At 52.4% G+C, this 25,990-nt stretch carries 32 protein-coding genes; 29 read left to right on the top strand and 3 right to left on the bottom strand.

Annotated elements, in window-relative coordinates; all coding sequences use genetic code 11:
• Window positions 1-3 precede the first annotated feature (3 nt).
• The 3 genes from DXA66_RS08590 to DXA66_RS14665 all read left to right on the top strand — a co-directional run bounded on the left by DXA66_RS08590 (window position 4) and on the right by DXA66_RS14665 (window position 1,815).
• The gene (locus DXA66_RS08590; protein ID WP_118528203.1) at window positions 4-522 is read left to right on the top strand and encodes an O-acetyl-ADP-ribose deacetylase; all 519 of its coding nucleotides are present in this window, start codon (window positions 4-6) and stop codon (window positions 520-522) included.
• An 18-nt stretch (window positions 523-540) separates the two neighbouring features.
• A complete protein-coding gene (locus DXA66_RS08585) occupies window positions 541-1,623 on the top strand; it encodes a hypothetical protein (protein WP_118528201.1) in 1,083 nt (360 codons plus the stop codon).
• Between the two features lie 63 nt (window positions 1,624-1,686).
• Complete coding sequence (locus tag DXA66_RS14665; protein ID WP_256372185.1) at window positions 1,687-1,815, top strand: hypothetical protein; 129 nt, start codon at window positions 1,687-1,689, stop codon at window positions 1,813-1,815.
• 199 nt (window positions 1,816-2,014) lie between these two features.
• Here the strand turns inward: DXA66_RS14665 and DXA66_RS08580 are convergent, their stop codons facing one another.
• Window positions 2,015-2,767, bottom strand: coding sequence for a MurR/RpiR family transcriptional regulator (locus DXA66_RS08580; RefSeq protein ID WP_118528199.1), 753 nt, complete (start codon window positions 2,765-2,767; stop codon window positions 2,015-2,017).
• Window positions 2,768-3,031: 264 nt separating this feature from the next.
• Between DXA66_RS08580 and DXA66_RS08575 the strand changes: the two genes are divergently transcribed.
• The 8 genes from DXA66_RS08575 to DXA66_RS08535 all read left to right on the top strand — a co-directional run bounded on the left by DXA66_RS08575 (window position 3,032) and on the right by DXA66_RS08535 (window position 9,635).
• Window positions 3,032-4,627 (top strand): PTS transporter subunit EIIC, encoded by a 1,596-nt coding sequence (locus DXA66_RS08575; RefSeq protein ID WP_097778297.1) that lies wholly within the window; start codon window positions 3,032-3,034, stop codon window positions 4,625-4,627.
• A 53-nt stretch (window positions 4,628-4,680) separates the two neighbouring features.
• Complete coding sequence (locus DXA66_RS08570; protein WP_118528197.1) at window positions 4,681-6,009, top strand: 6-phospho-alpha-glucosidase; 1,329 nt, start codon at window positions 4,681-4,683, stop codon at window positions 6,007-6,009.
• A gap of 198 nt (window positions 6,010-6,207) precedes the next feature.
• Window positions 6,208-6,555, top strand: coding sequence for a desulfoferrodoxin family protein (locus DXA66_RS08560; RefSeq protein WP_097778394.1), 348 nt, complete (start codon window positions 6,208-6,210; stop codon window positions 6,553-6,555).
• A 331-nt stretch (window positions 6,556-6,886) separates the two neighbouring features.
• Window positions 6,887-7,186 (top strand): helix-turn-helix domain-containing protein, encoded by a 300-nt coding sequence (locus DXA66_RS08555; protein ID WP_118528195.1) that lies wholly within the window; start codon window positions 6,887-6,889, stop codon window positions 7,184-7,186.
• Window positions 7,187-7,272: 86 nt separating this feature from the next.
• Window positions 7,273-7,734, top strand: a complete 462-nt coding sequence (locus DXA66_RS08550) for a DUF523 domain-containing protein (protein WP_117949028.1) — start codon at window positions 7,273-7,275, stop codon at window positions 7,732-7,734.
• Window positions 7,719-8,495, top strand: coding sequence for an HAD-IIB family hydrolase (locus tag DXA66_RS08545; protein WP_097778293.1), 777 nt, complete (start codon window positions 7,719-7,721; stop codon window positions 8,493-8,495). Before DXA66_RS08550 ends, DXA66_RS08545 begins: the two co-directional genes overlap by 16 nt.
• Window positions 8,496-8,582: 87 nt before the next feature.
• Window positions 8,583-9,170, top strand: a complete 588-nt coding sequence (locus DXA66_RS08540) for a pentapeptide repeat-containing protein (RefSeq protein WP_118528193.1) — start codon at window positions 8,583-8,585, stop codon at window positions 9,168-9,170.
• A gap of 12 nt (window positions 9,171-9,182) precedes the next feature.
• Window positions 9,183-9,635 carry an aminoacyl-tRNA hydrolase gene (locus DXA66_RS08535; protein ID WP_005946299.1) on the top strand — a complete coding sequence of 151 codons (453 nt, stop codon included), beginning with the start codon at window positions 9,183-9,185 and terminating at the stop codon, window positions 9,633-9,635.
• 19 nt (window positions 9,636-9,654) lie between these two features.
• Here DXA66_RS08535 and DXA66_RS08530 read toward each other — a convergent pair whose 3' ends face one another.
• Window positions 9,655-10,536 carry a DUF5131 family protein gene (locus tag DXA66_RS08530; RefSeq protein ID WP_347562863.1) on the bottom strand — a complete coding sequence of 294 codons (882 nt, stop codon included), beginning with the start codon at window positions 10,534-10,536 and terminating at the stop codon, window positions 9,655-9,657.
• Window positions 10,537-10,650: 114 nt separating this feature from the next.
• On the opposite strand from DXA66_RS08530, the gene DXA66_RS14550 reads away from it, so the two are divergent.
• From DXA66_RS14550 to DXA66_RS08450, 14 genes are all read left to right on the top strand, one after another.
• Window positions 10,651-11,850, top strand: coding sequence for a macro domain-containing protein (locus tag DXA66_RS14550; protein WP_118528191.1), 1,200 nt, complete (start codon window positions 10,651-10,653; stop codon window positions 11,848-11,850).
• Window positions 11,851-11,864: 14 nt separating this feature from the next.
• Window positions 11,865-12,668: an ADP-ribosylglycohydrolase family protein gene (locus DXA66_RS08520; RefSeq protein WP_118528189.1), complete on the top strand. Its 804-nt coding sequence runs from the start codon at window positions 11,865-11,867 to the stop codon at window positions 12,666-12,668.
• Window positions 12,669-12,901: 233 nt separating this feature from the next.
• Window positions 12,902-13,366 (top strand): Hsp20/alpha crystallin family protein, encoded by a 465-nt coding sequence (locus tag DXA66_RS08515; RefSeq protein ID WP_118528187.1) that lies wholly within the window; start codon window positions 12,902-12,904, stop codon window positions 13,364-13,366.
• Between the two features lie 180 nt (window positions 13,367-13,546).
• On the top strand, window positions 13,547-15,286 hold the full coding sequence (gene ade, locus DXA66_RS08510) for an adenine deaminase (protein WP_118528185.1): 1,740 nt from the start codon (window positions 13,547-13,549) through the stop codon (window positions 15,284-15,286).
• A 49-nt stretch (window positions 15,287-15,335) separates the two neighbouring features.
• Entirely contained in the window at window positions 15,336-15,656 is a 321-nt protein-coding gene (locus tag DXA66_RS08505) for a DUF2200 domain-containing protein (protein WP_118528183.1), read from the top strand.
• Window positions 15,657-15,734: 78 nt separating this feature from the next.
• Window positions 15,735-16,328, top strand: coding sequence for a sugar O-acetyltransferase (locus tag DXA66_RS08500; RefSeq protein WP_081458334.1), 594 nt, complete (start codon window positions 15,735-15,737; stop codon window positions 16,326-16,328).
• A 133-nt stretch (window positions 16,329-16,461) separates the two neighbouring features.
• A complete protein-coding gene (locus DXA66_RS08495) occupies window positions 16,462-16,950 on the top strand; it encodes a hypothetical protein (protein ID WP_118528181.1) in 489 nt (162 codons plus the stop codon).
• A gap of 53 nt (window positions 16,951-17,003) precedes the next feature.
• Window positions 17,004-17,495, top strand: a complete 492-nt coding sequence (locus DXA66_RS08490) for an HD domain-containing protein (protein WP_118528179.1) — start codon at window positions 17,004-17,006, stop codon at window positions 17,493-17,495.
• A gap of 2 nt (window positions 17,496-17,497) precedes the next feature.
• Window positions 17,498-18,010 carry an NAD(+) diphosphatase gene (locus tag DXA66_RS08485; protein WP_118528177.1) on the top strand — a complete coding sequence of 171 codons (513 nt, stop codon included), beginning with the start codon at window positions 17,498-17,500 and terminating at the stop codon, window positions 18,008-18,010.
• Between the two features lie 160 nt (window positions 18,011-18,170).
• Window positions 18,171-18,527, top strand: coding sequence for a hypothetical protein (locus tag DXA66_RS08480; RefSeq protein WP_187119391.1), 357 nt, complete (start codon window positions 18,171-18,173; stop codon window positions 18,525-18,527).
• A 33-nt stretch (window positions 18,528-18,560) separates the two neighbouring features.
• Complete coding sequence (locus DXA66_RS08475; protein WP_118528175.1) at window positions 18,561-19,016, top strand: (deoxy)nucleoside triphosphate pyrophosphohydrolase; 456 nt, start codon at window positions 18,561-18,563, stop codon at window positions 19,014-19,016.
• Between the two features lie 370 nt (window positions 19,017-19,386).
• The gene (locus DXA66_RS08460; RefSeq protein WP_005922522.1) at window positions 19,387-19,623 is read left to right on the top strand and encodes a hypothetical protein; all 237 of its coding nucleotides are present in this window, start codon (window positions 19,387-19,389) and stop codon (window positions 19,621-19,623) included.
• Between the two features lie 177 nt (window positions 19,624-19,800).
• Window positions 19,801-20,334, top strand: a complete 534-nt coding sequence (locus DXA66_RS08455; RefSeq protein ID WP_118528173.1) for an AbrB/MazE/SpoVT family DNA-binding domain-containing protein — start codon at window positions 19,801-19,803, stop codon at window positions 20,332-20,334.
• A gap of 174 nt (window positions 20,335-20,508) precedes the next feature.
• A complete protein-coding gene (locus DXA66_RS08450; protein WP_347562862.1) occupies window positions 20,509-21,585 on the top strand; it encodes a hypothetical protein in 1,077 nt (358 codons plus the stop codon).
• A gap of 424 nt (window positions 21,586-22,009) precedes the next feature.
• Here DXA66_RS08450 and DXA66_RS08435 read toward each other — a convergent pair whose 3' ends face one another.
• On the bottom strand, window positions 22,010-22,564 hold the full coding sequence (locus DXA66_RS08435) for a cysteine hydrolase family protein (protein WP_118528169.1): 555 nt from the start codon (window positions 22,562-22,564) through the stop codon (window positions 22,010-22,012).
• A 194-nt stretch (window positions 22,565-22,758) separates the two neighbouring features.
• Here DXA66_RS08435 and DXA66_RS08430 point away from each other — a divergent pair, with 194 nt between their 5' ends.
• The 4 genes from DXA66_RS08430 to DXA66_RS08415 all read left to right on the top strand — a co-directional run bounded on the left by DXA66_RS08430 (window position 22,759) and on the right by DXA66_RS08415 (window position 25,913).
• Window positions 22,759-23,742 (top strand): Gfo/Idh/MocA family protein, encoded by a 984-nt coding sequence (locus DXA66_RS08430; RefSeq protein ID WP_118528167.1) that lies wholly within the window; start codon window positions 22,759-22,761, stop codon window positions 23,740-23,742.
• A 151-nt stretch (window positions 23,743-23,893) separates the two neighbouring features.
• Entirely contained in the window at window positions 23,894-24,331 is a 438-nt protein-coding gene (locus DXA66_RS08425; RefSeq protein WP_118528165.1) for a radical SAM mobile pair system MarR family transcriptional regulator, read from the top strand.
• Window positions 24,328-25,017: a radical SAM mobile pair protein A gene (locus DXA66_RS08420; protein ID WP_118528163.1), complete on the top strand. Its 690-nt coding sequence runs from the start codon at window positions 24,328-24,330 to the stop codon at window positions 25,015-25,017. The genes DXA66_RS08425 and DXA66_RS08420 overlap by 4 nt, the downstream gene beginning before the upstream one ends.
• A complete protein-coding gene (locus tag DXA66_RS08415) occupies window positions 25,005-25,913 on the top strand; it encodes a radical SAM mobile pair protein B (protein WP_118528161.1) in 909 nt (302 codons plus the stop codon). The genes DXA66_RS08420 and DXA66_RS08415 overlap by 13 nt, the downstream gene beginning before the upstream one ends.
• Window positions 25,914-25,990: the final 77 nt, after the last annotated feature.

Raw genomic sequence — 25,990 nt, 5'->3', positions numbered from 1 at the left:
ACAATGATTTCTGAAAAAGTAAAAAATCAGATTCAAGTGGTGCAGGGTGATATTACCAAACTGGACTGTGACGGCATCGTAAATGCGGCCAATCGCAGTCTGCTGGGTGGCGGCGGTGTGGACGGTGCTATCCACCGGGCAGCAGGGCCGGAACTGCTGGCGGAGTGCCGCACGCTGCACGGCTGCCGCACCGGAGAAGCAAAAATCACTAAGGGCTACCGGTTGAAAGCAAAGTATATCATTCATACGGTAGGGCCGATTTATTCCGGCACAGCAGAGGATGCCGCGCAGCTGGCGGACTGCTACCGCAACTCGCTGAACCTTGCCAAAGAGCATGAACTCCACAGCATTGCCTTCCCGGCAATTTCGACCGGCGTGTATGGCTACCCGCTGGAAGATGCCACGGAGATTGCGGTCAAAACAGTGGCGCAGTGGCTGGAAGCACATGCGGATTACGCAATGCAGGTGATTTTCTGCTGCTTTGATGCCCGGACAGAGCGGGTATATCAGGCGAAACTGTAACCGGAAGAGGTGTGAGAGATGGGCTTTTTCAAAAAGCTGTTTACAGGAATCGGGTTTGCGGCAGGTTTTCTGTTCTTCGGATGCTTGTCAGTGATTGTGTATGCGTCCCGTGGACGGCATAAACCCTGCCATCGGCGCAGCAGCTTTTGGAACACATTGGAGCGCTACCTGATTTTTTCGTGGATCTGTGAAGGTGTGCGCAGCAGCCGGAAACGAGCGGAGACGTCCTATTGTCAGCGCACCGGCGGCGATTTCTGGCAGATGCAGACACAGGCTCGACCGGCAAGTGTCAAGAATTCTGCTCCTGAAGTGAAAACACCAAGGCCGGAAGCGAAAAACACGGGCACAGGTGCAACGCGGTCGGTAAAACCAAGGAGAACGGAGCGTCCTTCTGCGGCACAGAAAGCATCGGTAGCACAAAGCGGTGCCAAAAGCGTGTCGGTGCCGACTGTACTAGGGCAAAACGTTTCGGAGGCTGACGCAGAAAAGCACAGCGAATGGTCAAAGCCTAAGCCAGAGCCCAAGCAGGAGCATGCTGCGCAACAGTCAGAAGCCAAAGAAGTACATCAAAAGTCCGCACAGCAATTGGAAGCAGAACGGCAGCAGAAACTGGAAACTCTGCGCACTGCGATGCAGAAACAAATTTGCGCCATCCATGCAGATGTAGAACTCTCGGCCAACGGTCAGAATGACAGTGGGTCAGCGGAGCAGAAACTGCATGTCCTGTTGTACAAGTCCACGCTGCCAGAAAATGACCTGAATCAAGCGCTGGATGAGCTTCGGACGGAGCGCAGGCGGCAAAAGGTAGAGTATCAGGGCGCACCGTTCGCAGACGTGTTTTTGGTCAGTCTGATTTTGTCCGATGAGGACAGTGAGCGGGCCTGCACCGTGGATGTGGGGGAAACCGGCATGAGCTATGTCATTCCGTGGAGCAGCATCCCGAAAGACCTGCAGGAACCGCTGCACCGCTATGTATCGGAAGCGGAAGGAAAACTCTGCGGCTACTGCAAGGAAGAACTCTGCAACAGTGAAAGCGGCAGGATGGTCGTGGAACTGTATCTGGGCAAACAGGAACATCACGTTTCGAGGATATTGTATTGAAATAGCTGCACAACCGCAGCTATTGGATTGAAAATAAGGCTGAAGCCACAAGTGCTCCAGCCAATGTCAGAGTTTCTTACCGATGACGGCGAGACAAAGGATTACGACAAGCCGGAACATTTTGTGCAGATCACGCTGGATGCGGATGGAAACGCAAAGAGCAATCGTGCTACGGTCAAAGTAGAAGGATAATCGTCAGACATTACGCAGTTCCTACAGAGTGACAGCGTTTCAGCTTGAAATAATGTGTACCCAGTTTTCTGGACACCGGGTCAAAATTGAATAATTAGCTTTTTATATCTGCACCAGAAAAGCCGCTCCGGGTTTAGCCGGGGCGGCTTTTCTGATGGCATTGGAAAGGAGAGACCGTATTCTCAGGCGTGAAAACCGCTCACTGCCCTTCTTTTCCGTTCGGATGCTCGTCCTTCTCCAGAACAAGATCCATGAGGTATTCAAAGGTGATAAGCACGCGCGCATAGAAATAGTTGGCGGTAAGGTTCCGGTCGTCCAGCATCTTGTCGTCCAGCAGCACAAAGGCAGGGTCTGCACAGCGGGCGATGGGAGAATTGTCGGCACCCACAAAGGCAATGATGCTCCGGTGCTGTGCAAAGGAGTCCTGCACCGGCTTCAGGATGGTATTGGTCTTTCCGCTTTTGCTGATGGCGATGACCAGCCCGGCATTCAGTGCACCGCTTTCGTAGACCTCATAACTGTTGGAGCCGATGGCGCAGTAGCCCAGAACCAGCAGCTTCCGCACCATAAATTCCTGCAAAGGGGCACAGAACCCGGTGCCGGTCACAAGAATGGGCTTTTGCCGGTTTTCGTGGAGCAGCTCCACAAAGCTGCGCATTTTTTCTTCGGGGATATCCCCGATAAAGGCGGTAATGTCGGAGGCGTGGTTTTTGTTATCGATCTCGTTCTGGATCAGAAAACCGATGCGGTAGATCATATCGGTGTAGCCGGTATAGCCCATCTTTTTGCTCAGCCGGATCACGGCCGCCGGGGAGGTATAATTCTGCGCTGCAAACTCTCGCACGCTGCACTGACCGCCGTTTTTTGCGGTTTCCAGCACCGCCTGCAAAAGCTGCTGCTCGTTGGCATTCAGATGGTGCTGATCTGCCAGTTTGTAAAGGTCGTGTTTCATATTTTACTCCGATTTTCGAATCAAAGAACGGCTTGATTCCATAAAGTATACGCTGAATCGCGTATTTTGTCAATAAACATTTCGATGTATCCAACATGAAAGCGAAACATGTTTCAGCTTTTGCGAACAAGTTCAAAAAAAGTCCAATTCGGTAGATTTTTTTGTGCAGAGTGATATAATCAAGCCATCGAAACGGTAAGGTGCACCCCCGAAACGAAGAGACAATTTGAAAAGAGAGATTCATGGAACGTTAGGAGAACACCAATGAAACAAAAAGTTATGGATGCGATGCAGAGCTTTTCCAAAGCTTTGATGGGCCCCGTTCTGTTCCTGCCCATTGCGGGTATGCTGCAGGCGATTTCTTCGGTCATGAGCAACACGGCACTGGTGACAGAGGGCGGTGTTGTCTGGACCCTCGGCAAATTCATCAATGGCGGCGTTAGTGCAGTCATTGGCAATCTGGGTATCCTGTTCTGCGTGGGCATCGCAATGAGCCTTGCCAAAAAGCGCAAGGCAGATGCGGCATTTCTGGCACTGGTCAGCTATCTGGTCTGGCTGGCAGCCAATGCCCGCTGGCTGGATGTGGCAGGACTGACCATCGCCGGTGATACGGCAAGCGCTTTGTACGGCACCGGTCAGACCATCTGCCTCGGCTATCACGTTACCGACATGGGCGTATTTCTGGGCATGATCCTTGGCGTGGTGGTGGCGCTGGTCCACAACCGCTTCATCGACACCGAGTTTGAAGGTGCCATGGCCATGTACGGCAACAGCAAGTTCGTCTTTGTGGTGCTGCTGCCCATCGTTCTGGTCATGGCGGTGGTTGCCAGCTACGTCTGGCCTGTGGCTGCGGCGGGTATCAACGCCCTGACCGGTGTCATGGCAAGTGCAGGCGCGTTCGGCGTGTTCCTGTACGGTTTCTTGAACCGCGTGCTGATCCCCACGGGTCTGCATCATCTGGTCTGGTCGCCCTTCCTCTACTCCGCACTGGGCGACAGCATGATCATCGGCGGTGAGCAGATCGTTGGCGCAAAGCCTGTGTTCCTTGCCCTGCTCAGTGACCCCAGCGTGGCAATGATGCGGGATTCCGCACGTTTTCTGACCTACGGTCTGATGAAGACCTTCGGCGTGATCGGCGTGGCAATGGCTTTTATCTCCACCGCCAAAAAGGAGAAGAAGGCTGCCACCAAGGCACAGATCATCCCGGCTACCCTTACCGCCTGTCTGGTGGGCGTGACCGAGCCGCTGGAATTTACCTTCCTGTTTGCAGCTCCTGCGCTGTGGCTGGTGTACTCGGTTCTGGACGGTCTGTTCCAGATGATCGTTTACCTTATTGGCGTCCGGGTCTGCGCCACCAACGGCATCATTGACTTTCTGGTGCTGAACCTGCCCGCAGGCATTGGCCGCACCCACTGGCCGCTGTACGTGCTGGTGGGTCTGGTGGAGATCGTGGTAATGTACCTCGTTTTCCGCTTCCTCATCGTGAAGATGAACCTCAAGACCCCCGGCCGTGAGGACGGCGAAGAAGTCACCGACCTTGCCGCAAACGCAGCTGCCGTCAAGCAGCAGATTCGCAGCGGCGCAGCCGAAAAGACTGCTGCCAGCGCAAACGATGCACAGACCGCAGCCCATATCGTGGAAGGACTGGGCGGTGCAGAGAACATCCTGAACACCGATAACTGCATGACCCGTCTGCGAGTGCAGGTCAAGGATGCCGCTCTGGTCAAGGACAAGGAGTGGTTCAAGCCCACCGGCTCCGCAGGTCTTGTGGTAAAGGGCAACAACATCCAGATCATTTACGGCCCCAAAGTGGGAAAGATGCGTGCCATCGTGGACAGCTACCTTGGTCGCGCAGAATAAGATATCCGCTTTTATTCATCATACAAAAAACATTATAATAGGAGGCTTGCCTTATGAAAACGTTCAAACTGGTCATCGCCGGCGGCGGCAGCACTTATACCCCCGGCATCGTCAAGAGCCTGCTGGTGCAGAAGGATCGCTTCAAGCTGAATGAGCTGGTGCTCTACGATAACAACGCAGAGCGTCAGGAGGCTGTGGGTGTCATCGTCCGCCATGTGGTGGAAATGTTCGACCCGGAACTGAAGCTGACCCTGACCACCGACCCGGAAGTTGCCATGACCGATGCAGATTTCATCTTTGCACAGATGCGTGTCGGCCTGTACGCTATGCGTGAGCAGGACGAGAAAATCCCGCTGAAGTACGGCGTTGTGGGTCAGGAGACCTGCGGCCCTGGCGGTCTGGCTTACGGTCTGCGTACCATCTACCCCATGGTGGAGCTGATCGATTACTGCGAGAAGTACGCAAAGCCCACCTACTGGATCGTCAACTACTCCAACCCCGCTGCCATCGTGGCAAAGGCAACCTTCCGTCTGCGCCCGAAGGCTCGTATCCTGAACATCTGCGATATGCCGGTTGCCATCGAGCGCAACATGGCCGAGATTCTGGAGTGCGACCGTCATGATCTGGAAGTGGACTACTTTGGTCTGAACCACTTCGGCTGGTTCACCAAGGTGCGCCTGAACGGTGAGGATGTGACCGAGAAGCTCAAGAGCTATGTAGCAGAGCACGGCTATATGCCCCAGAACGCCAAGAGCGATGTGCTGCACAGCGATCCGTCCTGGCTGCACACCTACGCAAACGCCAAGAACATCTGCTCTGCTTTCCATGACTATCTGCCCAACACCTATATGCAGTACTACCTGCTGGGCGATGAAGTTGTAAAGAGCAGCAATCCCAACCACACCCGTGCCAATGAGGTCATGGAAGGCCGCGAGAAGCGCATCTTTGATGCTGTGGCAGATTATCGTGCAGGTAAGGACGTAGACCTGACCAAGTTCTTCGGCGGTGTGCACGGCGAGTTCATCGTGGACGTTGCCATGAGCCTTGCCTTCGACCTGCGCAAGCGCTATCTGGTCATGGTGGAAAACAACGGTGCTGTGGAGAACCTGCCCTCCGACGCCATGGTGGAGGTTCCCGCTTACATCACCGACCGCGGCCCGGAACCCGTGCGTGTGGGCGAGATTCCCACCTTCTACAAGGGTCTGATCGAGCAGCAGGAGGCTGTGGAGAAGCTGATCGTGGATGCTGCTGTGGAGCACTCCTACGAGAAGGCACTGATGGCCTTTACTCTGTCCAAGACCGTGCCCAGCCTGCTGGTCGCCAAGAAGATCTTGGACGATATGATCGTTGCCAACAAGGCTTACTGGCCGGAGCTGCACTGATAAGTACTTCGTCAGCGGCTGATACCGGACAACTGAGCCCATAAAACATTGAACGTCTCCCCGGCATTCCTTCCAAGAAGGATGCCGGGGAGTTTTTTGCTGTCATATTTACAGGTATCTGCAGTCATCATATACGAATATCCCGATATCTCCGCATTCAAGTTCTTCGCAGCGCTTTACCCATACGATCTGTCCGCTATGATAACGTGGCTCTATACCATCCATAACGCAGGCGTTCCGCTGGTCTGCTGCGGGGAGAAGATGAAAGAGCTGGTTCCCAATACGGTGGAAGCCAGCGGCGAGAAGCATCTGCCGGTGGCAGAGCTTTCCGGCAGTCGTCTCACGGTCACAGTGGGCGCGGTGGAGCACCCCATGGCGGATGTTCACTATATTCAGTGGATTTTTGTGGAGACTGAGAACGGCGGGCAGATCCGCTATCTGAATCCGGGGCAGGCTCCCAACGTGGGGTTTGAACTGGGAAGTGAAAAGCCGGTGGCTGTTTACGCATACTGCAACCTGCATGGCCTTTGGATGACGAAACTCTGATACAATCAATGCAAACGGGGAGTGATTTGATGTCACTCCCTGTTTTTTGATGAGAACTTTATGCGGTTCTTTTGGTTCGGAACTGTGTATAAATGGGATGGATACAGTGATGAAAATACTTGCTATAATATCGCCATGGCGCAAGTTTCAGTTGCGCAAGAGGGAAAATTGCCTGAAATGCATTAAAGGCTGATAATACTCCGTGAGCTGCTCACAAGAGCAGCTCCATCGAGTCGCGGTCATTGTGCATTTTCAAGCTGAAAACAGGCCGGAACTCGGAAAAGGAGTCTCGGCCTGTTTGTGTTTTCGGCGCAAAGGAAAGGATTGAACAATGCGATTTGATGCAAAAGAATTCGGCGGACGTATCCGCGATTTGCGGAAAAAGAAGGGGATTACACAGGAACAGTTGAGTATAATGCTGAACGTTAGTGCGAATCATCTTGCAAAAGTTGAAACGGGAAGCCGCTGCTGCTCGATTGAGTTGCTGCAGGATCCTTCGTCCTGCCTGAATGTCAGAACGGACTATCTGCTGAACGGAGATGCACCGCATAACAACCATCTGAGGGAAAGACTGACGTTTCTTGCACAGGAATTAGAAAAGATTACGGCGGACCTCCCGGTATGGGGATAGGAAAAAGCAGAATCCTCTTTTTCAATGCCCAAAAGCGTGGTAGAATAGGGAAAAGATTCAGTATCTGAAAAACGGAGCGCGCAACAATGAAGATTCTGGTCAGCGCCTGCCTGCTGGGCGAAAACTGCAAATACAGCGGCGGAAACAATTACAATCAGGCGGTCTGTGATTTTGCGCGGGGGCATCAGGTGGTTCCGGTCTGCCCGGAGGTGCTGGGCGGCCTGCCCACACCGCGGTGCCCGGCGGAAATCGTGCAGGGCGTTGTCACGAACAAAGAGGGCATCAATGTGGACCGGGAGTTCCGGGCAGGTGCAGCGAAAGCCCTTGCCATTGCAAAAGAAAATGGGGTGGAGCTTGCCATCCTGCAATCCCGCAGTCCCAGCTGCGGCGTGAAGGAAATTTACGATGGAACGTTTTCCGGGACAAAGATTCCCGGACAGGGCGTTTTTGCCAAGATGCTGATGGACGAAGGCGTCCGTATTCTGGATGCCGGGGAATTGCCTAAAATTATCTTGAAAAATGAGGACGGAAAATGTCAATCAGACTGATTTGCAGCGACATTGACGGTACGCTGCTGCAATACGGCAAAAAGGAACTGGAAGACGAGATCTTTGAGCAGATACGGGAGCTGCATCGGCGCGGCATTCTGTTTTGCCCGGCATCCGGCCGGCAGTATACCAGCCTGCGCAAGCTCTTTGCACCGGTGGCGGACTGCTGTGTGTTTCTCTGCGAAAACGGCGGCGTGATCTATAAGGACGAACAGTGCATCGCCAAGAATCCGATGCCCCGTGCATTGGCCGAAGAAATCGCCAACGACCTGTGGACCCGCAGCGACGGGCAGGGCGAAGTGATGCTCTCCGGTCAGAATACCGCCTACCTGATGGAGCGGGGCATGGGAATGCTCCAGCGCATCCAGTTCATCGGGAACAACTATCAGATCATTCATGCCCCGTCTGAGGTGCCGGAGGAGATCACAAAAGTATCGGTGTATCTGCACGAAGGCGTAGAATCTTACACGGAACGGTTTGTCCCACGATGGAAAGAGGCGAACTGCGCTGTGGCAGGGCCGTACTGGATCGACACCACCTTTGCCAACAAGGGCATCGGTGTGCGCAGCATCTGCAAGACGCTGGACATCGACCTTGCCGATGTGATGGCTTTTGGCGACAATTATAACGATGTGTCGATGCTGGACATTGTGGGTGTGCCCTACATTATGGATGGTGCCGCCGCACCGCTGCGGGAAAAGTACCCGAACCATACACCCCGCCCAGAGGATGTGCTGCGGGAGTTCTTGAAGCAAGCGTAAATTTGGAACGCGCACGTTCCAAATTTGAAATGATACGATACAAGCTGCACGGCTCTGCTGGAAGAACTGCGCTGACAGGAGAATTTTATGACAGAGCGTTATTGTGAGGGTGAACGGTTTGCTGACCTGTCGTTCACCGAGGAGACTTTTGAGGACTGCGACTTTACCGACTGCGTATTTGCGGATTGCTCTTTTACCAAGTGCGAACTGGATCATACCACGCTGAACGAGTGCAAATTCGTGCGGTGTGAGATCACAGGTCTGCGCAGTACCCATTCCTCGGTGCAGTCGCTGGATTTTGAGGACTGCCGCCTGAATGAAATCGAGTGGGCACCGCTGATGTCCAATGGTGCCTTCCCAGACCCCATTCACACGCTGAAAGAGTGCAGTCTGAAATATAACACCTTCACCGAAATGAACTTCAACCGCTTCGACTTTTCGGATGGCAACGAAATTGTCGGCTCAATGTTTGCCAAATGCGAGATGCAGCTGGCGAATTTCAAGGGCGCGGAACTTCACGAAACGGAATTCTACCAGTGTGACCTGCGCAAGGCGGATTTCCGGGATGCCGCCGGTTATAGGGTGGACATTCTGGGCAGCCGCCTGAAGGATGCGAAATTTTCCCTGCCGGAAGCAGTGAATCTGCTGGCAGATTTGAAGATCAAGCTGTCATAAGAAGGAGAGAAAATGCGTCAACTCATCATTGCCCGAAAGGACCTGCAGATGTCTCCCGGTAAGCTGGCGGCGCAGTGCTGCCATGCTTCGCTGGCATTCCTCACCGACCCCATCGGCATGGGACAGGGCGTGGAACCCATTGAGAAAGACGGAGAAATTACCGGCTATCGGGCAGAAATCATGTTGGAGAAAGCAACCTATGAAGAATGGTTCGATGGCTCTTTTACCAAAACTATCTGCGGGGCAAAGAACCGCAATCAACTGCTGAAAGCAAAGACAATTGCCGAGGAATTGGGCCTTGTGGAAAACAAAGACTTCTTCCTTATCCGGGATGCCTGCCACACCGAGCTGGAACCGGAAGAATTTGATGAAAACGGAGAGGGCATGACCCTGACCTGCATCGGTTTCCGCCCGCTGCCGGATGAAATTGCACATCAGATCAGCCATAAATTTCATTTGTATTGATTCCTGGAACTCCTTTATTTTATAAGCATTTTCCGCAATCGCTGCAGCCGTTGCAGATCAACTTGCTGCCGCAGGTCTCGCAGTTTGCGCGGAAATGGGGCACATAGAGATCTTCCTGCGGGATGGGGTAGCCCCAGTCGTCCACGAGGTCAAAATGAATGGGCCTGCCCTGAAAATTCATGCCGGATTTACAGGCCATTCGGCTTTGCAGCTGCTTGTTTGGCAGGTGGTAGCGCCTGCCGTCCTTGATGAACACGGTGCCGGTCTCGATAAAGCAGAAGGTCACGTTGGCATCCACGCATTCCTGCCGGAGAGACTTGACCCAATCAAAATTGCAGGGGCGGGCACCATCGTAGTTTTCGCCGCCGCAGATGACCTGCTCGATTTGCCCGGCGGTAAGGTACTGCCGGATGCTTACTGGCCCGATGAAGGGTGCGCACATGATGCCCTTGTGCTTGAAGGGCAGGTCAAACAGAATGGGAATGCGCTCATCGGCGCGGCGCTGATTTTCACAGGTGACGTTGAAAAAGATGTTGTCCCAACCGCTGCCCCAGTCCGGCGGCAGGCACTCCCGTACCCGCTGCGGCCGTTTGGTGAGCAGAAAAAACACCACATCGCTGCGCTGGCGCATGATGTCCCATGCCTCAGCCCGCCACGGGTCGGCTTCTTCCAAGAAGAAATCCGAGGTCATGCAGACCCGGATCTGCTCACCACTCTGGATTTTGTAGTGTCCGGTGCGGTCTTTCTGGAGCGGATAGGAAAAGCCGCTTTTCGTTTTGTAGATCTCGGCTCCGTTCTGGTCCCGCATCCGGTCGAGAAAATACATGTAGCAGTTCTGGCAGCCCTCGCTGCACTTGACGCAGCCGTGCCATGGATTCCAGATGTCGTGCAGGAAGCTCACCTTCTTTCGATACCTATTATTATAATAGCTGCGCGGACAGGAAACAAGAGCACCCCTTGCACCGCCCCGCCGGATGTGATAGGATGAAGAAAACCATGTGAGGGAGGAACCACCATGCCGTTTCTGATGATCCGCAATGACATCACCAAAGTGGCGGCGGATGCCATTGTCAACCCGGCCAACCGGAACCTTTTGCAGGGCAGCGGCACCAGCCGTGCCATTTATCAGGCGGCAGGGGAGCAGGAGCTGACCGCCGCCTGCGAAGCCATCGGCCGTTGCGATTTGGGCAGAGCCGTGTGTACTCCGGCATTCGGTCTGCCCGCAAAATATATTTTCCATGCAGTCTGCCCAGCGTGGCACGGCGGCGGGTTCGGCGAAGCTGAACAATTAGCCGGTGCATACCACTCCGCATTGGAATTAGCCGCAGAGTACCACTGTGAGAGCGTGGCTTTTCCGCTGCTGTCCAGCGGAAACTATGGCTACCCCAAAGAACAGGCCTTCCGCATTGCGGTGGACACCATCACACAGTACGTCATGGAGCATGACCTGACCGTGTATTTGGTGCTTTACGACCGGGACTCGCTGGCCGTGAGCCGGAAGCTGTTCGCCTCGGTGGAGGAGTACATTGACGACCACTATGTAGCACAGAACGATGAAAGCTACGGATTTGGCCGTCGGCGCAGGGAATTGTCAGAGCGGCGGAGGCTTCTGGAAGAAGATGCCGCCGTGCCGATGCTAGGTGCAGTTCCGGCACCCGCCGCGGCACCCAGGACAGCCCGCAGTCTGGAAAGCCTGATGGATAATCTCGGTGAAAGCTTCACCACCCGGCTGCTGCGGCTCATTGACGAGCGGGGGCTGAAGGACTCCACCGTGTACTACGTCCGGGGCTGTACGGCGCTGCTGGACGCCATTGGCTACGGCGTGGAGAAGATGGCGAACATTCAGCGCCATCTGCCGGAGAGCGAGCGTGCCGAAAAGGTCATCTTTGTCATCACCACGGACGGCTTGGAAAACGCCAGCAAACGGTTTAGCTATGAGAAGATCCGCCGGATGATCGAGCGGGAAAAAGAGCAGTACGGCTGGGAGTTCCTGTTCCTCGGTGCCAACATGGACGCCGTGAAGGAAGCTGCCCGCTTCGGCATCTCGTCCGACCGGGCTGTGCGGTTCGAGAATGACGCACAGGGCGTGGCGGTCAACTACCACGTTGTCAGCGAGACGGTTTCCCGGATGCGGGAGGCACCCTGCTGCGCGGCCATCGGCGCAGAGTGGAAAGAACAAATCGAAGCTGATTTCCAGAAGCGGCATCATAGATAAGGGAGGAAACAGCCATGTTAGGAGCAATCTTGGGTGACATCGTGGGCAGTCCCTATGAATTTGACCACAACAATTACAAGCACAAGGATTTTCCGCTGCTGAGCGAGAAATCGCACTTCACCGATGATACCGTCATGACCGCTGCGGTGGCACGGGGATTGATTGCAGGTAAGGGCATCCCGGAGAGAACATTTGAAGAAACAAAGAGCGAGATGCGCATTTGGGGAGAAACATACCCTCATGCCGGTTACGGCGGGATGTTCCGCCGGTGGCTGCACGCAGAAAATCCGAATCCCTATGGCAGTTTCGGTAACGGCTCGGCTATGCGGGTGTCGGCAGCGGGCTGGCTGTTCGATACGCTGGACAAAACGCTGGAAATGGCAAAAGTGACCGCTGAAGTCACCCACAACCACCCGGAGGGCATCAAAGGCGCGCAGGCCACGGCGGCAGTGATTTTTCTGGCCCGTACCGGCCACAGCAAGCCGGAAATCAAACAATATGTGGAGCAGACCTTCGGTTATGACCTGAACCGTACCTGCGATGAAATTCGGCCGACCTATCATCATGTGGAGACCTGTCAGGAAACTGTGCCGGAAGCAATCATTGCTTTTCTGGAAAGCGTCAGTTTTGAGGATGCACTTCGCAATGCGGTCTCTCTGGGCGGCGACAGCGACACCCTTGCCTGCATCACCGGCGGCATTGCCGAAGCTTTTTACGGGATGCCGCAGGAACTGCGGGACGAGACTTTGAAACGTCTGCCGGAGGATATCCGGGAAGGGTATGAGCTGTTGTGCTTCATGATTGCCAAGATGATATAAAATGCGATGATGCGACTGAATTTTGAAAAGATTGCATAGGATTTTATAAAAGTATTATTCTTTTATGAATTTTAGCACTCTTCTATTGACACTGCTAATGAACGGTGCTATAACAGTGGCGTGCTCAGGAGGAAGGGCAAAAGGAGAGCCGCTAGGCTCCCCGGAAAGCCCTTCTGAATGGACGCTTCAGATTTTTTGCCCCGACCCGAACGCCGGGATTGGAGGAATGATTTATGCTTATGCCGACTGTTTTCCATGAAAACCTGTTCGATGATTTCTTCGATCCGTTCTGGAATGACGCTGCACTGGAACGTGCTATGAACCGTGAGGCTCGTGGCGCCTTTGGTAAGCGTGGTGCAAACATGATGAAGACCGATGTCAAACAGACGGACAACGGCTACGAAGTAGCGGTTGACCTGCCGGGCTGCAAGAAGGAAGACGTCCAGATGGATCTGAACGACGGCTACCTGACCATTCAGGCAGTGCGCAGCCACAGCAGCGACGAAAAGGATAAGAAGGGCCGCTATCTGCGGCGCGAATCCTTCTCCGGCACCTGCGCGCGCAGTTTCTACGTGGGCGATGTGAAGAAGGAAGACATCCACGCAAAGTTCGAGGATGGCGTCCTGCACGTCGAGCTGCCTGCTCCTCAGCAGACGAAGGCTTTGCCTGAGAACCCGAACCTGATCGAGATCGAGTAAAACGCCGGTCGTGTGCGCCAAGGCACAACGCACATAAAGTGGCCCCGGAGAGCTGTAACAAGCCCTCCGGGGCCATTTTTGTTTCCCGACATCTTTTCCGCAGCGGCAGGGCGTGGTAGAATAAGGGCAGAACCGATCCACAGGTGAGAAAATCGAACTTCAGAGAGAGGAGATGCTTCTATGCAGTCTGATGAGCTGAAACGCCGGATCTCGGCAGGCAGAGGAGATGCTTTGGCCGATCTGGTTTTGAAAAATGCAAGAATCGTCAATGTGTTTACCGATGAGATCGACACCGCTGATATTGCCATCAGCGGAAATTCGATCGTGGGCGTGGGCACGTATCATGGCCGGAAAGAAGTTGATCTGCACGGCAAATATGTCTGCCCGAGCCTGATCGATGGGCATATCCACATCGAAAGCTCCATGCTCTGTGGTCCGGCTTTCGAGCAGGCAGTGCTGCCCCACGGTACCACTGCGGTGGTCACAGACCCACACGAGATCTCGAATGTTGCTGGGCTGGAAGGCTTGGATTTTATGCTGGAAACGACAAAAAATCTGACCCTTTCGGTTTATTTCATGCTGCCCTCCTGTGTTCCGGCCACGGATCTGGATGAATCCGGTGCGGTGCTGAACGCAGAACAGCTCCGGCCTTACTACGGCGATCCCCGTGTGCTGGGGCTTGCAGAGCTGATGAATGCCTATGGGACGGTGCGCTGTGACCCGAAGATCCTGCAGAAGATCCGCGACTGCACCGAAGCGGGAAAGATTGTGGATGGACACGCACCGCTCTTGAGCGATAAGGACCTGAATGCTTATATTGCGGCAGGCGTTCAGTCTGATCACGAGTGCTCCAACATTGAGGAAGCCATGGAAAAACTCCGGCGCGGACAATATATCATGATCCGGGAAGGAACGGCTGCCAAAAATATGGAGGCCCTGATGCCGCTGTTCCGGGAGCCTTATTGCAGCCGCTGTATGCTGGTGACGGATGATAAGCACCCCGGTGACCTGCTGGACAGCGGACACATCGATTCCAACATCCGTAAAGCGATCCGGTTGGGGGCAGACCCGGCGGTGGCCGTCAAAATGGCAACGCTGGTCCCGGCACAGTATTTTGGGTTCAAGCAGCGCGGTGCCGTAGCACCGGGGTACCGGGCAGATCTGGTTGTGGTTCCTGATCTGGAATCCTTTACGGTCGAACAGGTTTACAAGAATGGCACGCTGGTGGCCGAGCACGGAAAAACGCTGAAACCCGCACCGCTTGACATCGACCGTGTGAGATTTTCCCACGTTATGGATTCCTTTGATCTGGATGAGATCACACTGCAGGACCTGGAACTTCGGGAAAGCGGGGAGCAGGAGCGTGTCATCTGCCTGAACCGGGGCGAGCTGCTTACGGAGGAAAAAATCATCCCGTTCCAACGGCAGCCGGGCAAGGCTCCCGGTGTGGACCCGGAACACAACATCGTAAAACTGGCCGTTTTTGAGCGGCATCATCACTCCGGCCATGTGGGCATTGGCTTTTTAGGGAACTTCAGCCTGAAATGCGGAGCCGTTGCATCGAGCATCGCACATGATTCCCATAACCTGATTGTGGCAGGGGACAACGATACCGATATGATGCTGGCCGGCAACACCGTGCGGAAAAACAAAGGCGGACTTGCGTTTGTGGCAGATGGACAGGTCGTGGCAGAACTTGCGCTTCCGGTGGCCGGATTGATGAGCACCGAAAGCGCAGAGAGCGTTGCGGCGAAAATGCAGGCGCTGAACGATGCCCTCAAGGCACATGGTGTAGCGGAAGATATCGGCATCTTTATGACCCTCGCCTTCGTCAGCCTTCCGGTCATTCCAAAACTCAGACTGAATACATACGGCATCATCGATGTAGCGCAGCAGAAAGTCGTTCCGGCTGTTTTTTAATACGCGATAACAAAAATACTGCCGGAGATCGACCCGATGGGCCGTCTCCATGCCATTTGCAAAAATATATCCTATGCTGGTGGCAAAGGCAGTCCGCAAGGGGCGGACGCAGGCAGAAGTAGATGAAATTATTGGGTGGCTGACGGGTTACAGCGCCCCGCAAATTGAGGCTGCGGTGCAGAATGGAACGCTGTATGGAGATTTCTTTCGAGATGCTCCGCAGCTCAATCCGGACCGGGTGCTCATAAAGGGCAGCATCTGCGGCGTAAAGCTGGAGAGCATCGAAGAGCCGCTGATGAAGGAGATCCGCTATTTGGACAAGCTGGCTAAGGGCAAAGCGATGGAGAAGATCAAGCGGACAAACAAATGAGGAAAAGCAGCCTATTACACACCGACAGAGAATGTGGTATAATCCTTGAAAAAACACTGTATGGAAAGGACAAACACGATGAACGCTCTGGATATTATGAAACGCCCTGCCGCCTACGTCAGCGGCTATGAAAACACCCCCACGGAGGAACAGAACCGTGCAAAGCAACTGTGCTGGGAGTACAACCGCACCGCTCCTAACGAACAGGAAAAGCGGCGCAGTATCCTGCAGACCCTGCTGGGCACCTGCTCTCCCATGACCGGCATTGAGCCAGATTTCCACTGTGACTATGGCTTCAATATCCATACCCACGGCTTGGCGGTCATCAATTATAACTGCGTCATTCTGGATACCTCTCCGGTAAACATCGGAGCAGGCGCCTTTATTGCCCCCGGCGTATGCCTTGCCTGCTCCGGTCATGCCATCGACCCGGAGCAGCGCAGCCACGGCATTGGCACCTCGGCACCCATTACGCTGGAGGAAAACGTCTGGATCGGTGCAAATTCCACCGTCTGCGGCGGCGTTACCATCGGGGCAGGCTCGGTTATCGGGGCGGGAAGCGTCGTCACTCATGACATTCCCGCCGGCGTCATCGCTGCGGGGGTGCCCTGCAAGGTGATCCGCCCCATTACCGAAAAAGATAAGTTCAAGCCGGAGGATATTCTGTTCTGAGAAATTCAGATTGGAAACGCTGGAAAAACATACGCACAAGCCCTCCGGGGACATTTTTGTTTTTCGCCATGCTTTTCTGTGGGGAGAAGGCATGGTATACTGAAACCGACAACTCGGAATTTGGAGGAGCACCATGGCATCAATCTATTACACAGAAGTAGATTTGAGTCCATATGAAGTTCCTAATGAGCAAAGCCTTTGCATTTACATTTCAGGATGTCAGCAAGTCTGTCAGAATTGTCACTATCCAGATTTAAGAAAAGCAAATTATGGAGAACCACTTATTGACTTCTTTGAAAAACTGCTGGAGCTGTATTTTTATCAGGCAACGTGTGTTTGCTTTTTGGGAGAAGGCGAAAACACACCACAAAGTCGCAGAGAGCTAGCAATATTTGCAAAGCAGGCTTCAAAAATGGGAAAGAGGGTTTGTTTGTACTCTGGACGTGATATTGAGCCGGAAAATTGGATGAATGTGTTTGATTATATCAAGGTTGGCAGCTACCAGCAATTCTTGGGTTCCTTGGATTCACCCTCTACGAATCAGGTGTTTTACCGAAAAAACGTAGATGGAATATACGAAAATATCACATACACATTTTGGTTACGAGAAATGGTTCTGTAACTTCGCGTTTATCAAGGTGAACATTTAAGTATTAAAAACGGGAGTGAAAACAAATGATGACCATTGCACAGATCATGGAAAAGATGATCGCCTTTTCCGAAGGGAATATCCATGACATCACGCACCTGAGCTGTGTGTGGACCTATGCCAAAACCATTGGTGAGCTGGAGGGGCTGGACGCAGACACGCAGTTTATTCTGGAGGTGGCGGCCATCACCCACGATATCGCCTGCCCGCTCTGCCGCAAAAAGTACGGCAACACCAATGGTAAATATCAGGAGCAGGAGGGTGCCCCGCTGGTGCGGGAGTTCTTGGCGGATACCGGCATGACGGCTGCACAAATTGATAGGGTGGCGTATCTGGTAGGGCACCACCATAGTCCGGCGCAGATCGACGGCATTGACTATCAGATTCTGATTGAGGCAGATTATATCGTCAATGCGTCCGAAAGCGGGTACGACCAGCAGGCAATCCGAACCTTTATGGAACATACGATGAAAACGGCGGCAGGCATCCGACTGACAAAAACGGTGTTTGGAGTGTAAAAATGATTCAGAAGCATTGCTTTGAATGCGGTACGGCATTGATTGAAAAAGAACTGGAAGAAGAGGGCATTGTGCCTTACTGCCCGAAATGCCAGCAATACCGTTTCCCGATGTACAATGTGGCGGTCAGCATGATTGTTGTGGATGAGGAAACCGGGAAAATTCTGCTCATCCAGCAGTACGGCAAGCCCTCTTATATTCTGGTGGCTGGATATGTGAACCGCGGTGAGGCAGAAGAACACGCCGTGGTGCGGGAGGTCCGGGAAGAAACCGGGCTGGAAGTAGAACACCTCCGGTTCAACCGTACCAAGTTTTTTGAGCCGTCCAATACGCTGATGTGCAACTTTACGGCTTTCGTCAGAACCGCAAAGGCGCTGCATATCAACCACGAATTGGACCGCTGCAAGTGGTTCACCCCACAGGAAGCCAGAGAAAACATCCGTCCCAACAGCCTTGCAGTGGAATTTTTGAATGCGTATCTGGACGAAGTGGGGAATAAGCCGATGGAGATGTGATCCGTGACGGAACCACGGGAATTTTGACGGGAATGGACGCACTGCACGGCTATTCCACCTCTGGTATCTTGTTCAGCAGGGCTATCCTGCGGCACTGTTCACGCCGTTTTCCCGATACATCGCTGAAAACAAGGACGCATATTACAAAGCCTACGAACGCGTGGAGAGAAATGCTCTGATTTCCGGCTATACGGATATGACTCCCTTTCTGTTCTACTTCTGCAATGAGGTCTATAACCGCCTGCAGGTGGATGCAGTCCCGCCGAAAACTGATCTTGAGGTATATCAAACTGCTCTTGCGGAAGGAAAAATCACAGAAAAAGAACGGCTGCTCTGGGAGTATGTTCTGTCTGCTTATGGTGCAGAGGAGTTTACCACAAAGCAGCTGGAAAAGGATTTCCGAAACGCTGCGTATGCAACTATTCGGACGTTTGTGATGAAATTCCATGAGATGGGGCTGCTTACTGCAAGAAAAGCAGGAAACAGGGTGTTCTATCGTGTCGGTGGGACTTCTTGACGGTCGGCCTAATGAATCCAAAAGGAGAACGTTATGAAAACGATTCGTGTTGTGGCCGCTGTGATCTGCGACTCCATGCAGGCAAAACGCAAAATCTACGCCACTGCCCGCGGTTATGGCGACTATAAAGGCCAGTGGGAGTTTCCGGGCGGCAAAATCGAGCCGGGCGAAACCCCGCAGCAGGCTCTGAAGCGGGAAATCAAAGAAGAACTGGACACGGAAATCACCGTGGAGGATTTAATTGGGACAATCGAGTACGATTATCCGGCGTTTCATCTTTCCATGGACTGCTTCTGGTGTGAAGTGGTTTCCGGCGATCTTGTTCTGAAAGAAGCGGAAGCTGCACGATGGCTGACAAAAGATGACATTGATTCCGTTCCGTGGCTCCCGGCGGATCGGACCATTTTGGAGGCCATTAGAAGCTCAATGCAGCCAGTGAAACCACTCCATACCAGCGAATATGACAACGAACCTCTGCAGAGATGCTGAGGATTCCCGGAATGAAGGATGAACTGCGCCGTCCCATGATGCTGCTGGTGAAAGCCGCTATTCCGAAAAAATTGTAAAACAGAGGCCTCTGAATCTTTCCCTAATAAGAAAGAGATTCGGAGGCCTTTATTGGTTGATCGATGTGATCAAAATGATCACATCGATTCAGAAAAACGCACTTGCGAACGAATCGCCGTAGAACATCGAACGCTTTATGGGCTATGCCAGCAAGGCTGAAATGCTCCGCATGGATATGGCTTTGCTGGTCAGTCTGGCTCTGAACGTTCTGAGCGGAAACCGCAGCGAATAGCGGACAACCAGTAACCCGTAAAAATGAGGTGATAGCGATGTAATCGGAGGTGAGTGAGCCATGCGAAAGAGTGCCCCCATTGAAGTGGTGGTACATTACCCCAAAACGAAAGAGGGATGGGACGAACTCGGAAAACGGGTCGCAACCGCCCACGCCAACTATGTGATCGAAAAAATCGACCGTCTGAACTGCCCCACATGGCAGAAGCTCGAATTGCTGCAGGCGGTGATCGATACTACCAAAGGAACCTACAAACCCAAGGAACACCAAAAGCCCGGCTGGCAGCCGAGCCGATAAACAAAGCCCCACGCTCAACATATGCTTTTCTGCTCTGACCAGAGACGGTCAGATTCAGAGGCAGTGTTGAGCGTGGGGCTTTTTGTGTTATATAAGTTTTTGGAATTTTGCTGACAAAAAAATCGTTGATTGTTGGCGGCCAATATGGTATTCTTTTTGTAAGGGAAGGTGAAGTGCATGAATCGTCGCAGCGTGAAAATTATGAGAAGAAAAGCAGGGGGAACAGCAGGAAAGAATGCAGAAAAGTATTCGGTCAATCTCCCGGCAGTGTGGCTTCATGCGATGGGACTTTCAAAAGAGGACCGGGTAGAACTTTCTTTTGACGGTGAAAAAATCACCGTCCGACCGCTTGCATCAACAGACTCGGAACTGTTCCGCAGAAATGCAGAACAGAAAGGACATCAGCTGAAAGAATATCGGTATTATGACGGAGATGCGTTGTGTACCGTGATTTTGGCAGATTTTACAGCGGAGCAGATCTGCATCGAAAACAAAGTTGACGAAATACTGGATACTGCGTTTGGTGTGAACGAAACGCCCTCATGGGAAGACTTCCTGGCCTTTCTGGCAGACCGATGCATTCCGAAAACACGAAAGGGCTTGGATTACTATCTGGATGCTGTTGGCGTTCCGGAATATGACCCGGTTCTGCTTGTTGAAAAGACGCAGGGAAGAATGGCGGAGGATCACAAATGGCTGGAAATTATTTGACGCTGCATGCTATTACCCAAAACAGTTCCACTTTTTGCTGAAAGAGCGTATCGAAACCGTCCTGATGGAGCAGCAGAAAAAGCTTTTTGAAAAGTAAAAGCTCTTGCGTCCCGTGAAAAAAGAAGGTAATATAAATACAGAGCAAGACACAGAACGCAGGGAGGGATGAAAACCATGTTTTACGAGATCATGCACCGGGAAAGCTGTGTGGCACAACTCAGCACGACAGGGGAATGCAGGGTCTGCCTCGAGGATTTCATGCCCTATGATCTGGTTCTGGTGGAATCGGATGATTTTGACGAGCGCATCAATAATGTAACGAACTTTTACTATTGGTGCGCCTCCCGGATGTTGACGTTGGATCGCACCTACGCCAAGGAAATCCTGAACAGTATCGGTGCATCTCAGAGTGCTACGGACAGGGAACGAGCACAGATCGCATTATCCTACCATTGTCTGTCTTTGCTGGATGTGTTCTGGGTGAAAGAAGAAAACGAGAAGATTCGATTCGAGGATATCAACCTTTTCGCACACTCTTTAAGCAATGCGCTTGTGGATATTGCGCTGCGGGGGCATCAAATGACGGTGACCAACGCCCATCTTCTGGCAAATGACCTGTCTACGGGCGGCTTGTACCCCAAGGCGTGGGTGCGAAAAGAGGATGGCTTCTATCTTTACAAGGATGGTGGCAGGGAAGCGGTGGAACGTGAAGTGCTGGCAAGCAAAATCTGCCGGTGCTTTGACTGCCATCAGGTACTGTATGAGCAGGGGATGTTTGAAAATGAGCCGGTTTCTATCAGCAAAATCATGACATCTCAGCAATACAGTCTTGTGACCTATGCAGCCTATGACGTCTACTGCACGAACCATGATTGGAACACGCTGGATAAGATCTTAGAGTTGGATGCTCCCAGCTACTATATGATGAACATTCTGGATTATCTGGTGGGCAATACCGACCGTCATTGGGAAAATTGGGGTCTGCTGGTAGACAACGAAACCAATCAGCCCATCCGTCTGCATGACCTGATGGACTTCAACCGGGCGTTTCAGCAGTACGACACGCCAGAAGGCGCAAACTGTCTGACCGTGGGAAAATGCCATCTGAGCCAAAAAGATGCTGCAGTGGAAGCGGTGCGGAACATCGGACTGAACCAAGTCCGTCAGGTGGAGCACACCGTATTCTCCGAGCATCCGGCATGGAAAGCAACGTTTGAAGAACGACTGCGTGTTTTACGGAACGCCATGTAAGTCAGAGCGAATATCAGGATAACTGAAACAGAATGATTCCATAACGAAAGCCCGTCTGCGCTGCCACATATCGTGGCTTGCAGACGAGCTTTTTCGTTTGGCCGGAGAAAAATTACCATATGATAACAACGGAGATTCGGTCAGCTTTGACTTCGGCAATCATCTTCTGAAATCCGGGTCGGTCGAATTGCGTACCAGAGATATCTGGTGCTCTACGACCGGGACTCTCTGACGGTGAGCCGCAAGCTGTCTGCCTCGGTGGAGGAGTACATCGACGACCACTAAGCAGCCAGCCCAGCGTTTTCCATCATTTGCAGGTAGGGCAGACCGTGGGCATCCCCGGCTCGTTCAATTTCCTTCATCTGCGCAGCCGTCACAATGCGATGTTTCATGTTGGCACCTTCTCTCGAACCCTAAGCAGCTCTCACGGTCTCCAAGGCTCGCTGCCCTGGTTGTTGATATCAATTTGGCACAGCTTCATGGCAGAAAGTGCCGTGTCATGGGACTGGGGCGTGACGCAGGCGCAGCAGGCAGCGTCCACGGAAACGTCGCTTTCCGGGAAGGTCGCTTTGCACAGGATGGCGTTGGAAAGCACACAGATGCCGGTGCACAGACCCACCAGCTCGATCTCCGGGGTTTCGGTCCCGGCGGCGGTCTTGAGCTTTTCCGCCAGCAGGGTGGAGCCAAAGGTGGGCTTGCAGATAAAGTGGTCTGCAGGTACGCCCTCCAGCGCCTCCGCCACCAGCGGATTTAGAGCGTGCCCCTCGCTGCCGGCGATGCAGTGAGCCACCGGGAGATGACGCCCCTCGTTGGTCTCCAGATAGTTGTCCGGGTGGGTATCCTGGGTGACAAAGATCTGCTCCGGGCGATAGGTGCGGATCTTTTCCAGCACCTTCGGCAGGATGGCTTCGGCCTCTTTTGTGCCCAGCGAGCCGGTGATAAAGTCGTTCTGCATATCCACTACGATCAGAAATTTCATAGGGGGTACCTCCCAAACTGATGTGTCAAGACACCTTTTTCTATCAGTATAACGGATAGAGCAAAAATTGCAAGGATTTTGTTTGGAGGCGGTGTTTTTTGGCAGAAAAATAGGGCTTTATGGGAGCGGAATCTTTTCCGCAGAGAGAAATCATGGTATACTGGATCCAAAGCTATCAAATGGGAGGTACCGTTATGAAGTGGGGAATTTTAGCGACCGGCACCATTGCCAAAAAGTTTGCGTCTACGGTGGAACAGATGGGCGCAGAAGGGGAGCAGCTTGTTGCCGTGGGCTCACGGCATCTGAAAAGCGCACAGGCGTTTGCACAGCAGTACGGCATTCCCCGCTGCTATGACTCCTACGAAGCCCTTGCCGCCGACCCGGAGGTGGAGGCTATCTATGTTGCCACTCCCAACACCCTGCACTACGAAAACTGCAAGCTCTGCTTGGGGCATGGCAAGCACGTTCTGTGCGAAAAGCCCTTTACCATCAACCCGGAGCAGGCGCAGGAGCTGTATCGTCTGGCGGAGGAAAAGCACCTCTTTCTCATGGAGGCATTCTGGATCTGGCTGCTGCCGCTGTACGACCGAATGCGCGAGATCCTTACTGCTGGCACCATCGGGGAACTGAAGCAGATCACCTGTCAGTACGGCTTTGTGGCCTCCGGTGCCCGGAAGGACCGCAAGTTTGATTCCAGTCTGGGCGGTGGTGCGCTGCTGGATATCGGCATCTACAATCTGGGCTTTCTGCGCATCCTCACCGGACAGGACCCGGAGAAGGTGGAGACCAAAGAGGTCCACATCAACGAGTACAGCACCGACGATTACAGTCGCCTTGCGCTGACCTACCCCGGCGGCTGCAAGGCGGAGTCTGTCCAGACCATTGGGCAGGAGCTGGAGCGCAACGCCCGTATCGTGGGCACCAAGGGCAGCATCTTTCTGCCTGATTTCCAGCACGCCGAGACCATGACGCTGGTAGTGGAGGGCAAAGAGCCGGAGGTCATCCGCTGCCCGGTGGACATCAACGGCTTTGAGTATGAGATCCGGGAAGCAAGCCGCTGCGTCAAGCTGGGGCGTACCGGAAGCGACCGCTACACCCCGCAGGATAGCCTTGCCCTGACCCGTCTGATGTACGACACCCGCATGAGCTGGGGCATGAAGTTTGTGGGCGAGGTGTAAGCGCACACCTTGCCGCAGGTCTTTTGCGTGCGAAAACTATGATATACAGAGAGCGGCAACTCGGAATTTACTTCTACTTAGACATACAAACTGTTGACAGTAAAACTCCTATATAGTATTATTTGATAAAATACTATATAGGAGTTTTTGTGTGAAAGTGAATGGCGGATTTCTTGTTACCAAAATAAAACAACTTGGAGATCGAATCTTTGAGAAGATTCTCAGCGAAAAGAATATTGATGCGTTTAACGGAGCCCAAGGGCGTATTCTTTATGTACTGTGGCAGGAAGATGGAATCTCAATCAGGTCACTCTCAATCAAATGTGGATTAGCGTTAACTTCTCTTACTACGATGCTGGAAAGAATGGAAAATCAAGGGCTGATAAGACGCGTTCAGTCTGAAACGGACAAAAGGAAAACACTCCTGTTTCTGACTGAAAAAGCAGATGCCTTAAAGGACGAATACGATTCTGTATCTGATGAAATGGGCAGTATTTACTACAAAGGTTTTTCGGAGGAAGAAATTACCCGGTTTGAGGAATGCCTCGACCGTATCAGAAAGAATCTTGAGGAGTGGCAGAAATCATGAGTATTTGCATCAAAGATCAGATTCAAAACATGAATATCGTCATCGGATGTACAGTGGGGTGTGTATATTGCTATGCCCGCAATAATGTGAAACGCTGGCATATGATTGATGACTTTGCTGCCCCTGAATTCTTTCCGGGTAAGCTCAAGATGATGGAAAAGAAACGTCCGCAGAACTTTTTTCTTACCGGCATGAGCGATTTTTCCGGCTGGAAGCCAGAATGGAGAGACGAGGTATTTGCAAAAATCCGTGAAAATCCACAGCATCAGTTCTTGTTCCTTACAAAGCGACCAGATCTGCTGGATTTTGATACCGAGCTGGAAAACGCATGGTTTGGCGTTACGGTGACGAGAAAAGCAGAACTGTGGCGTATTGACGCACTACGGGAAAATGTCAGAGCAAAACACTACCATGTTACCTTTGAGCCGCTATTCGACAATCCTGGTTCAGTTGATCTTTCCGGAATCAACTGGATCGTTGTCGGCACCATGACCGGAGTTCAGAGCAGGAAGGTTCATACGGAGCCGGAGTGGGCATGGTCTCTGGCAGATCAGGCGCATGTGCTTGACATTCCGGTGTTTATGAAGGAAGACCTTGTTCCTATCATAGGGGATGAAAATATGATTCAGGAAATGCCGGAAGAATTCAATAAAGTGTTGGAGGTACAGAGATTATGGCAAAAGTAATAAATGGAATCCTCATTAATGAAGTGGAAACAAAGGACATCATGACTAAGTCCAGTCTGCCGGTAGGCGGTTACTCGGTCAATCCATATGTAGGCTGTACACATGCCTGCAAGTATTGCTATGCTTCTTTTATGAAGCGCTTTACCGGACATAAGGAGGAATGGGGCACTTTCCTTGATGTGAAGCATTGGCCGGAAATTAAGAATCTGAAGAAATATGCCGGACAGCGGGTGGTCATCGGTTCTGTGACAGATGGCTACAATCCACAGGAGGAGCATTTTGGGAATACCAGAAAACTTCTGGAGCAGCTAATTGGCAGTGACGCAGATATTCTGATCTGCACAAAGTCGGATCTTGTGGTACGGGATATTGATCTGCTGAAGAAGCTTGGACGAGTAACCGTTTCATGGTCGATCAACACACTAGATGAAAATTTCAAGAACGATATGGACTCTGCTTCTAGCATTGAGCGCCGTATCGCTGCTATGAAGCAGGTATATGAAGCAGGTATCCGTACAGTCTGTTTCGTATCCCCGGTATTCCCCGGTATCACGGATTTTGAAGCAATCTTTGAGCGGGTAAAGGATCAGTGCGATCTGTTCTGGCTCGAAAATCTCAATCTTCGAGGTGGTTTCAAAAAGACAATTATGGATTATATCGCCGGAAAATATCCTGATCTTGTGCCGCTTTACGACGAGATTTATAACAAGCATAACCGCAGCTACTTTGAAGCACTTGAAGTAAAAGCTGAGGAAATGGCTAAGAAGTATGATTGTCCCTTTGTGGATAATGAAATGCCTTATGGCAGAGTCCCGCAGGGACATCCGGTGATCGTAGATTATTTCTATCATGAGGAAATCCGAGGGACAGAGAATACAGGAAAAAGAAATCGTTAATCCAAACGAAAATTAAACTGATGAGGGTGGAGAGATTTATTTCTTGCTGTTTGAAATCGACAACTTCCAGTTTGCCG

The organism is Faecalibacterium sp. OF03-6AC, assembly GCF_003478175.1.
Classification (GTDB): domain Bacteria; phylum Bacillota; class Clostridia; order Oscillospirales; family Ruminococcaceae; genus Faecalibacterium; species Faecalibacterium taiwanense.
The sequence above is the reverse complement of the archived record's forward strand: the minus strand, read 5'-3'. Positions and strand labels throughout refer to the sequence as shown.

Excerpts from the sequence above, each read along its gene's own strand:
- DXA66_RS08590 (WP_118528203.1), top strand. The coding sequence starts at position 4 with ATGATTTCTGAAAAAGTAAAAAATCAGATTCAAGTGGTGCAGGGTGAT.
- DXA66_RS08585 (WP_118528201.1), top strand. The coding sequence starts at position 541 with ATGGGCTTTTTCAAAAAGCTGTTTACAGGAATCGGGTTTGCGGCAGGT.
- DXA66_RS14665 (WP_256372185.1), top strand. The coding sequence starts at position 1,687 with ATGTCAGAGTTTCTTACCGATGACGGCGAGACAAAGGATTACGACAAG.
- DXA66_RS08580 (WP_118528199.1), bottom strand. The coding sequence starts at position 2,767 with ATGAAACACGACCTTTACAAACTGGCAGATCAGCACCATCTGAATGCC.
- DXA66_RS08575 (WP_097778297.1), top strand. The coding sequence starts at position 3,032 with ATGAAACAAAAAGTTATGGATGCGATGCAGAGCTTTTCCAAAGCTTTG.
- DXA66_RS08570 (WP_118528197.1), top strand. The coding sequence starts at position 4,681 with ATGAAAACGTTCAAACTGGTCATCGCCGGCGGCGGCAGCACTTATACC.
- DXA66_RS08560 (WP_097778394.1), top strand. The coding sequence starts at position 6,208 with ATGATAACGTGGCTCTATACCATCCATAACGCAGGCGTTCCGCTGGTC.
- DXA66_RS08555 (WP_118528195.1), top strand. The coding sequence starts at position 6,887 with ATGCGATTTGATGCAAAAGAATTCGGCGGACGTATCCGCGATTTGCGG.
- DXA66_RS08550 (WP_117949028.1), top strand. The coding sequence starts at position 7,273 with ATGAAGATTCTGGTCAGCGCCTGCCTGCTGGGCGAAAACTGCAAATAC.
- DXA66_RS08545 (WP_097778293.1), top strand. The coding sequence starts at position 7,719 with ATGTCAATCAGACTGATTTGCAGCGACATTGACGGTACGCTGCTGCAA.
- DXA66_RS08540 (WP_118528193.1), top strand. The coding sequence starts at position 8,583 with ATGACAGAGCGTTATTGTGAGGGTGAACGGTTTGCTGACCTGTCGTTC.
- DXA66_RS08535 (WP_005946299.1), top strand. The coding sequence starts at position 9,183 with ATGCGTCAACTCATCATTGCCCGAAAGGACCTGCAGATGTCTCCCGGT.
- DXA66_RS14550 (WP_118528191.1), top strand. The coding sequence starts at position 10,651 with ATGCCGTTTCTGATGATCCGCAATGACATCACCAAAGTGGCGGCGGAT.
- DXA66_RS08520 (WP_118528189.1), top strand. The coding sequence starts at position 11,865 with ATGTTAGGAGCAATCTTGGGTGACATCGTGGGCAGTCCCTATGAATTT.
- DXA66_RS08515 (WP_118528187.1), top strand. The coding sequence starts at position 12,902 with ATGCTTATGCCGACTGTTTTCCATGAAAACCTGTTCGATGATTTCTTC.
- ade (WP_118528185.1), top strand. The coding sequence starts at position 13,547 with ATGCAGTCTGATGAGCTGAAACGCCGGATCTCGGCAGGCAGAGGAGAT.
- DXA66_RS08505 (WP_118528183.1), top strand. The coding sequence starts at position 15,336 with ATGCCATTTGCAAAAATATATCCTATGCTGGTGGCAAAGGCAGTCCGC.
- DXA66_RS08500 (WP_081458334.1), top strand. The coding sequence starts at position 15,735 with ATGAACGCTCTGGATATTATGAAACGCCCTGCCGCCTACGTCAGCGGC.
- DXA66_RS08495 (WP_118528181.1), top strand. The coding sequence starts at position 16,462 with ATGGCATCAATCTATTACACAGAAGTAGATTTGAGTCCATATGAAGTT.
- DXA66_RS08490 (WP_118528179.1), top strand. The coding sequence starts at position 17,004 with ATGATGACCATTGCACAGATCATGGAAAAGATGATCGCCTTTTCCGAA.
- DXA66_RS08485 (WP_118528177.1), top strand. The coding sequence starts at position 17,498 with ATGATTCAGAAGCATTGCTTTGAATGCGGTACGGCATTGATTGAAAAA.
- DXA66_RS08475 (WP_118528175.1), top strand. The coding sequence starts at position 18,561 with ATGAAAACGATTCGTGTTGTGGCCGCTGTGATCTGCGACTCCATGCAG.
- DXA66_RS08460 (WP_005922522.1), top strand. The coding sequence starts at position 19,387 with ATGCGAAAGAGTGCCCCCATTGAAGTGGTGGTACATTACCCCAAAACG.
- DXA66_RS08455 (WP_118528173.1), top strand. The coding sequence starts at position 19,801 with ATGAATCGTCGCAGCGTGAAAATTATGAGAAGAAAAGCAGGGGGAACA.
- DXA66_RS08450 (WP_347562862.1), top strand. The coding sequence starts at position 20,509 with ATGTTTTACGAGATCATGCACCGGGAAAGCTGTGTGGCACAACTCAGC.
- DXA66_RS08435 (WP_118528169.1), bottom strand. The coding sequence starts at position 22,564 with ATGAAATTTCTGATCGTAGTGGATATGCAGAACGACTTTATCACCGGC.
- DXA66_RS08430 (WP_118528167.1), top strand. The coding sequence starts at position 22,759 with ATGAAGTGGGGAATTTTAGCGACCGGCACCATTGCCAAAAAGTTTGCG.
- DXA66_RS08420 (WP_118528163.1), top strand. The coding sequence starts at position 24,328 with ATGAGTATTTGCATCAAAGATCAGATTCAAAACATGAATATCGTCATC.
- DXA66_RS08415 (WP_118528161.1), top strand. The coding sequence starts at position 25,005 with ATGGCAAAAGTAATAAATGGAATCCTCATTAATGAAGTGGAAACAAAG.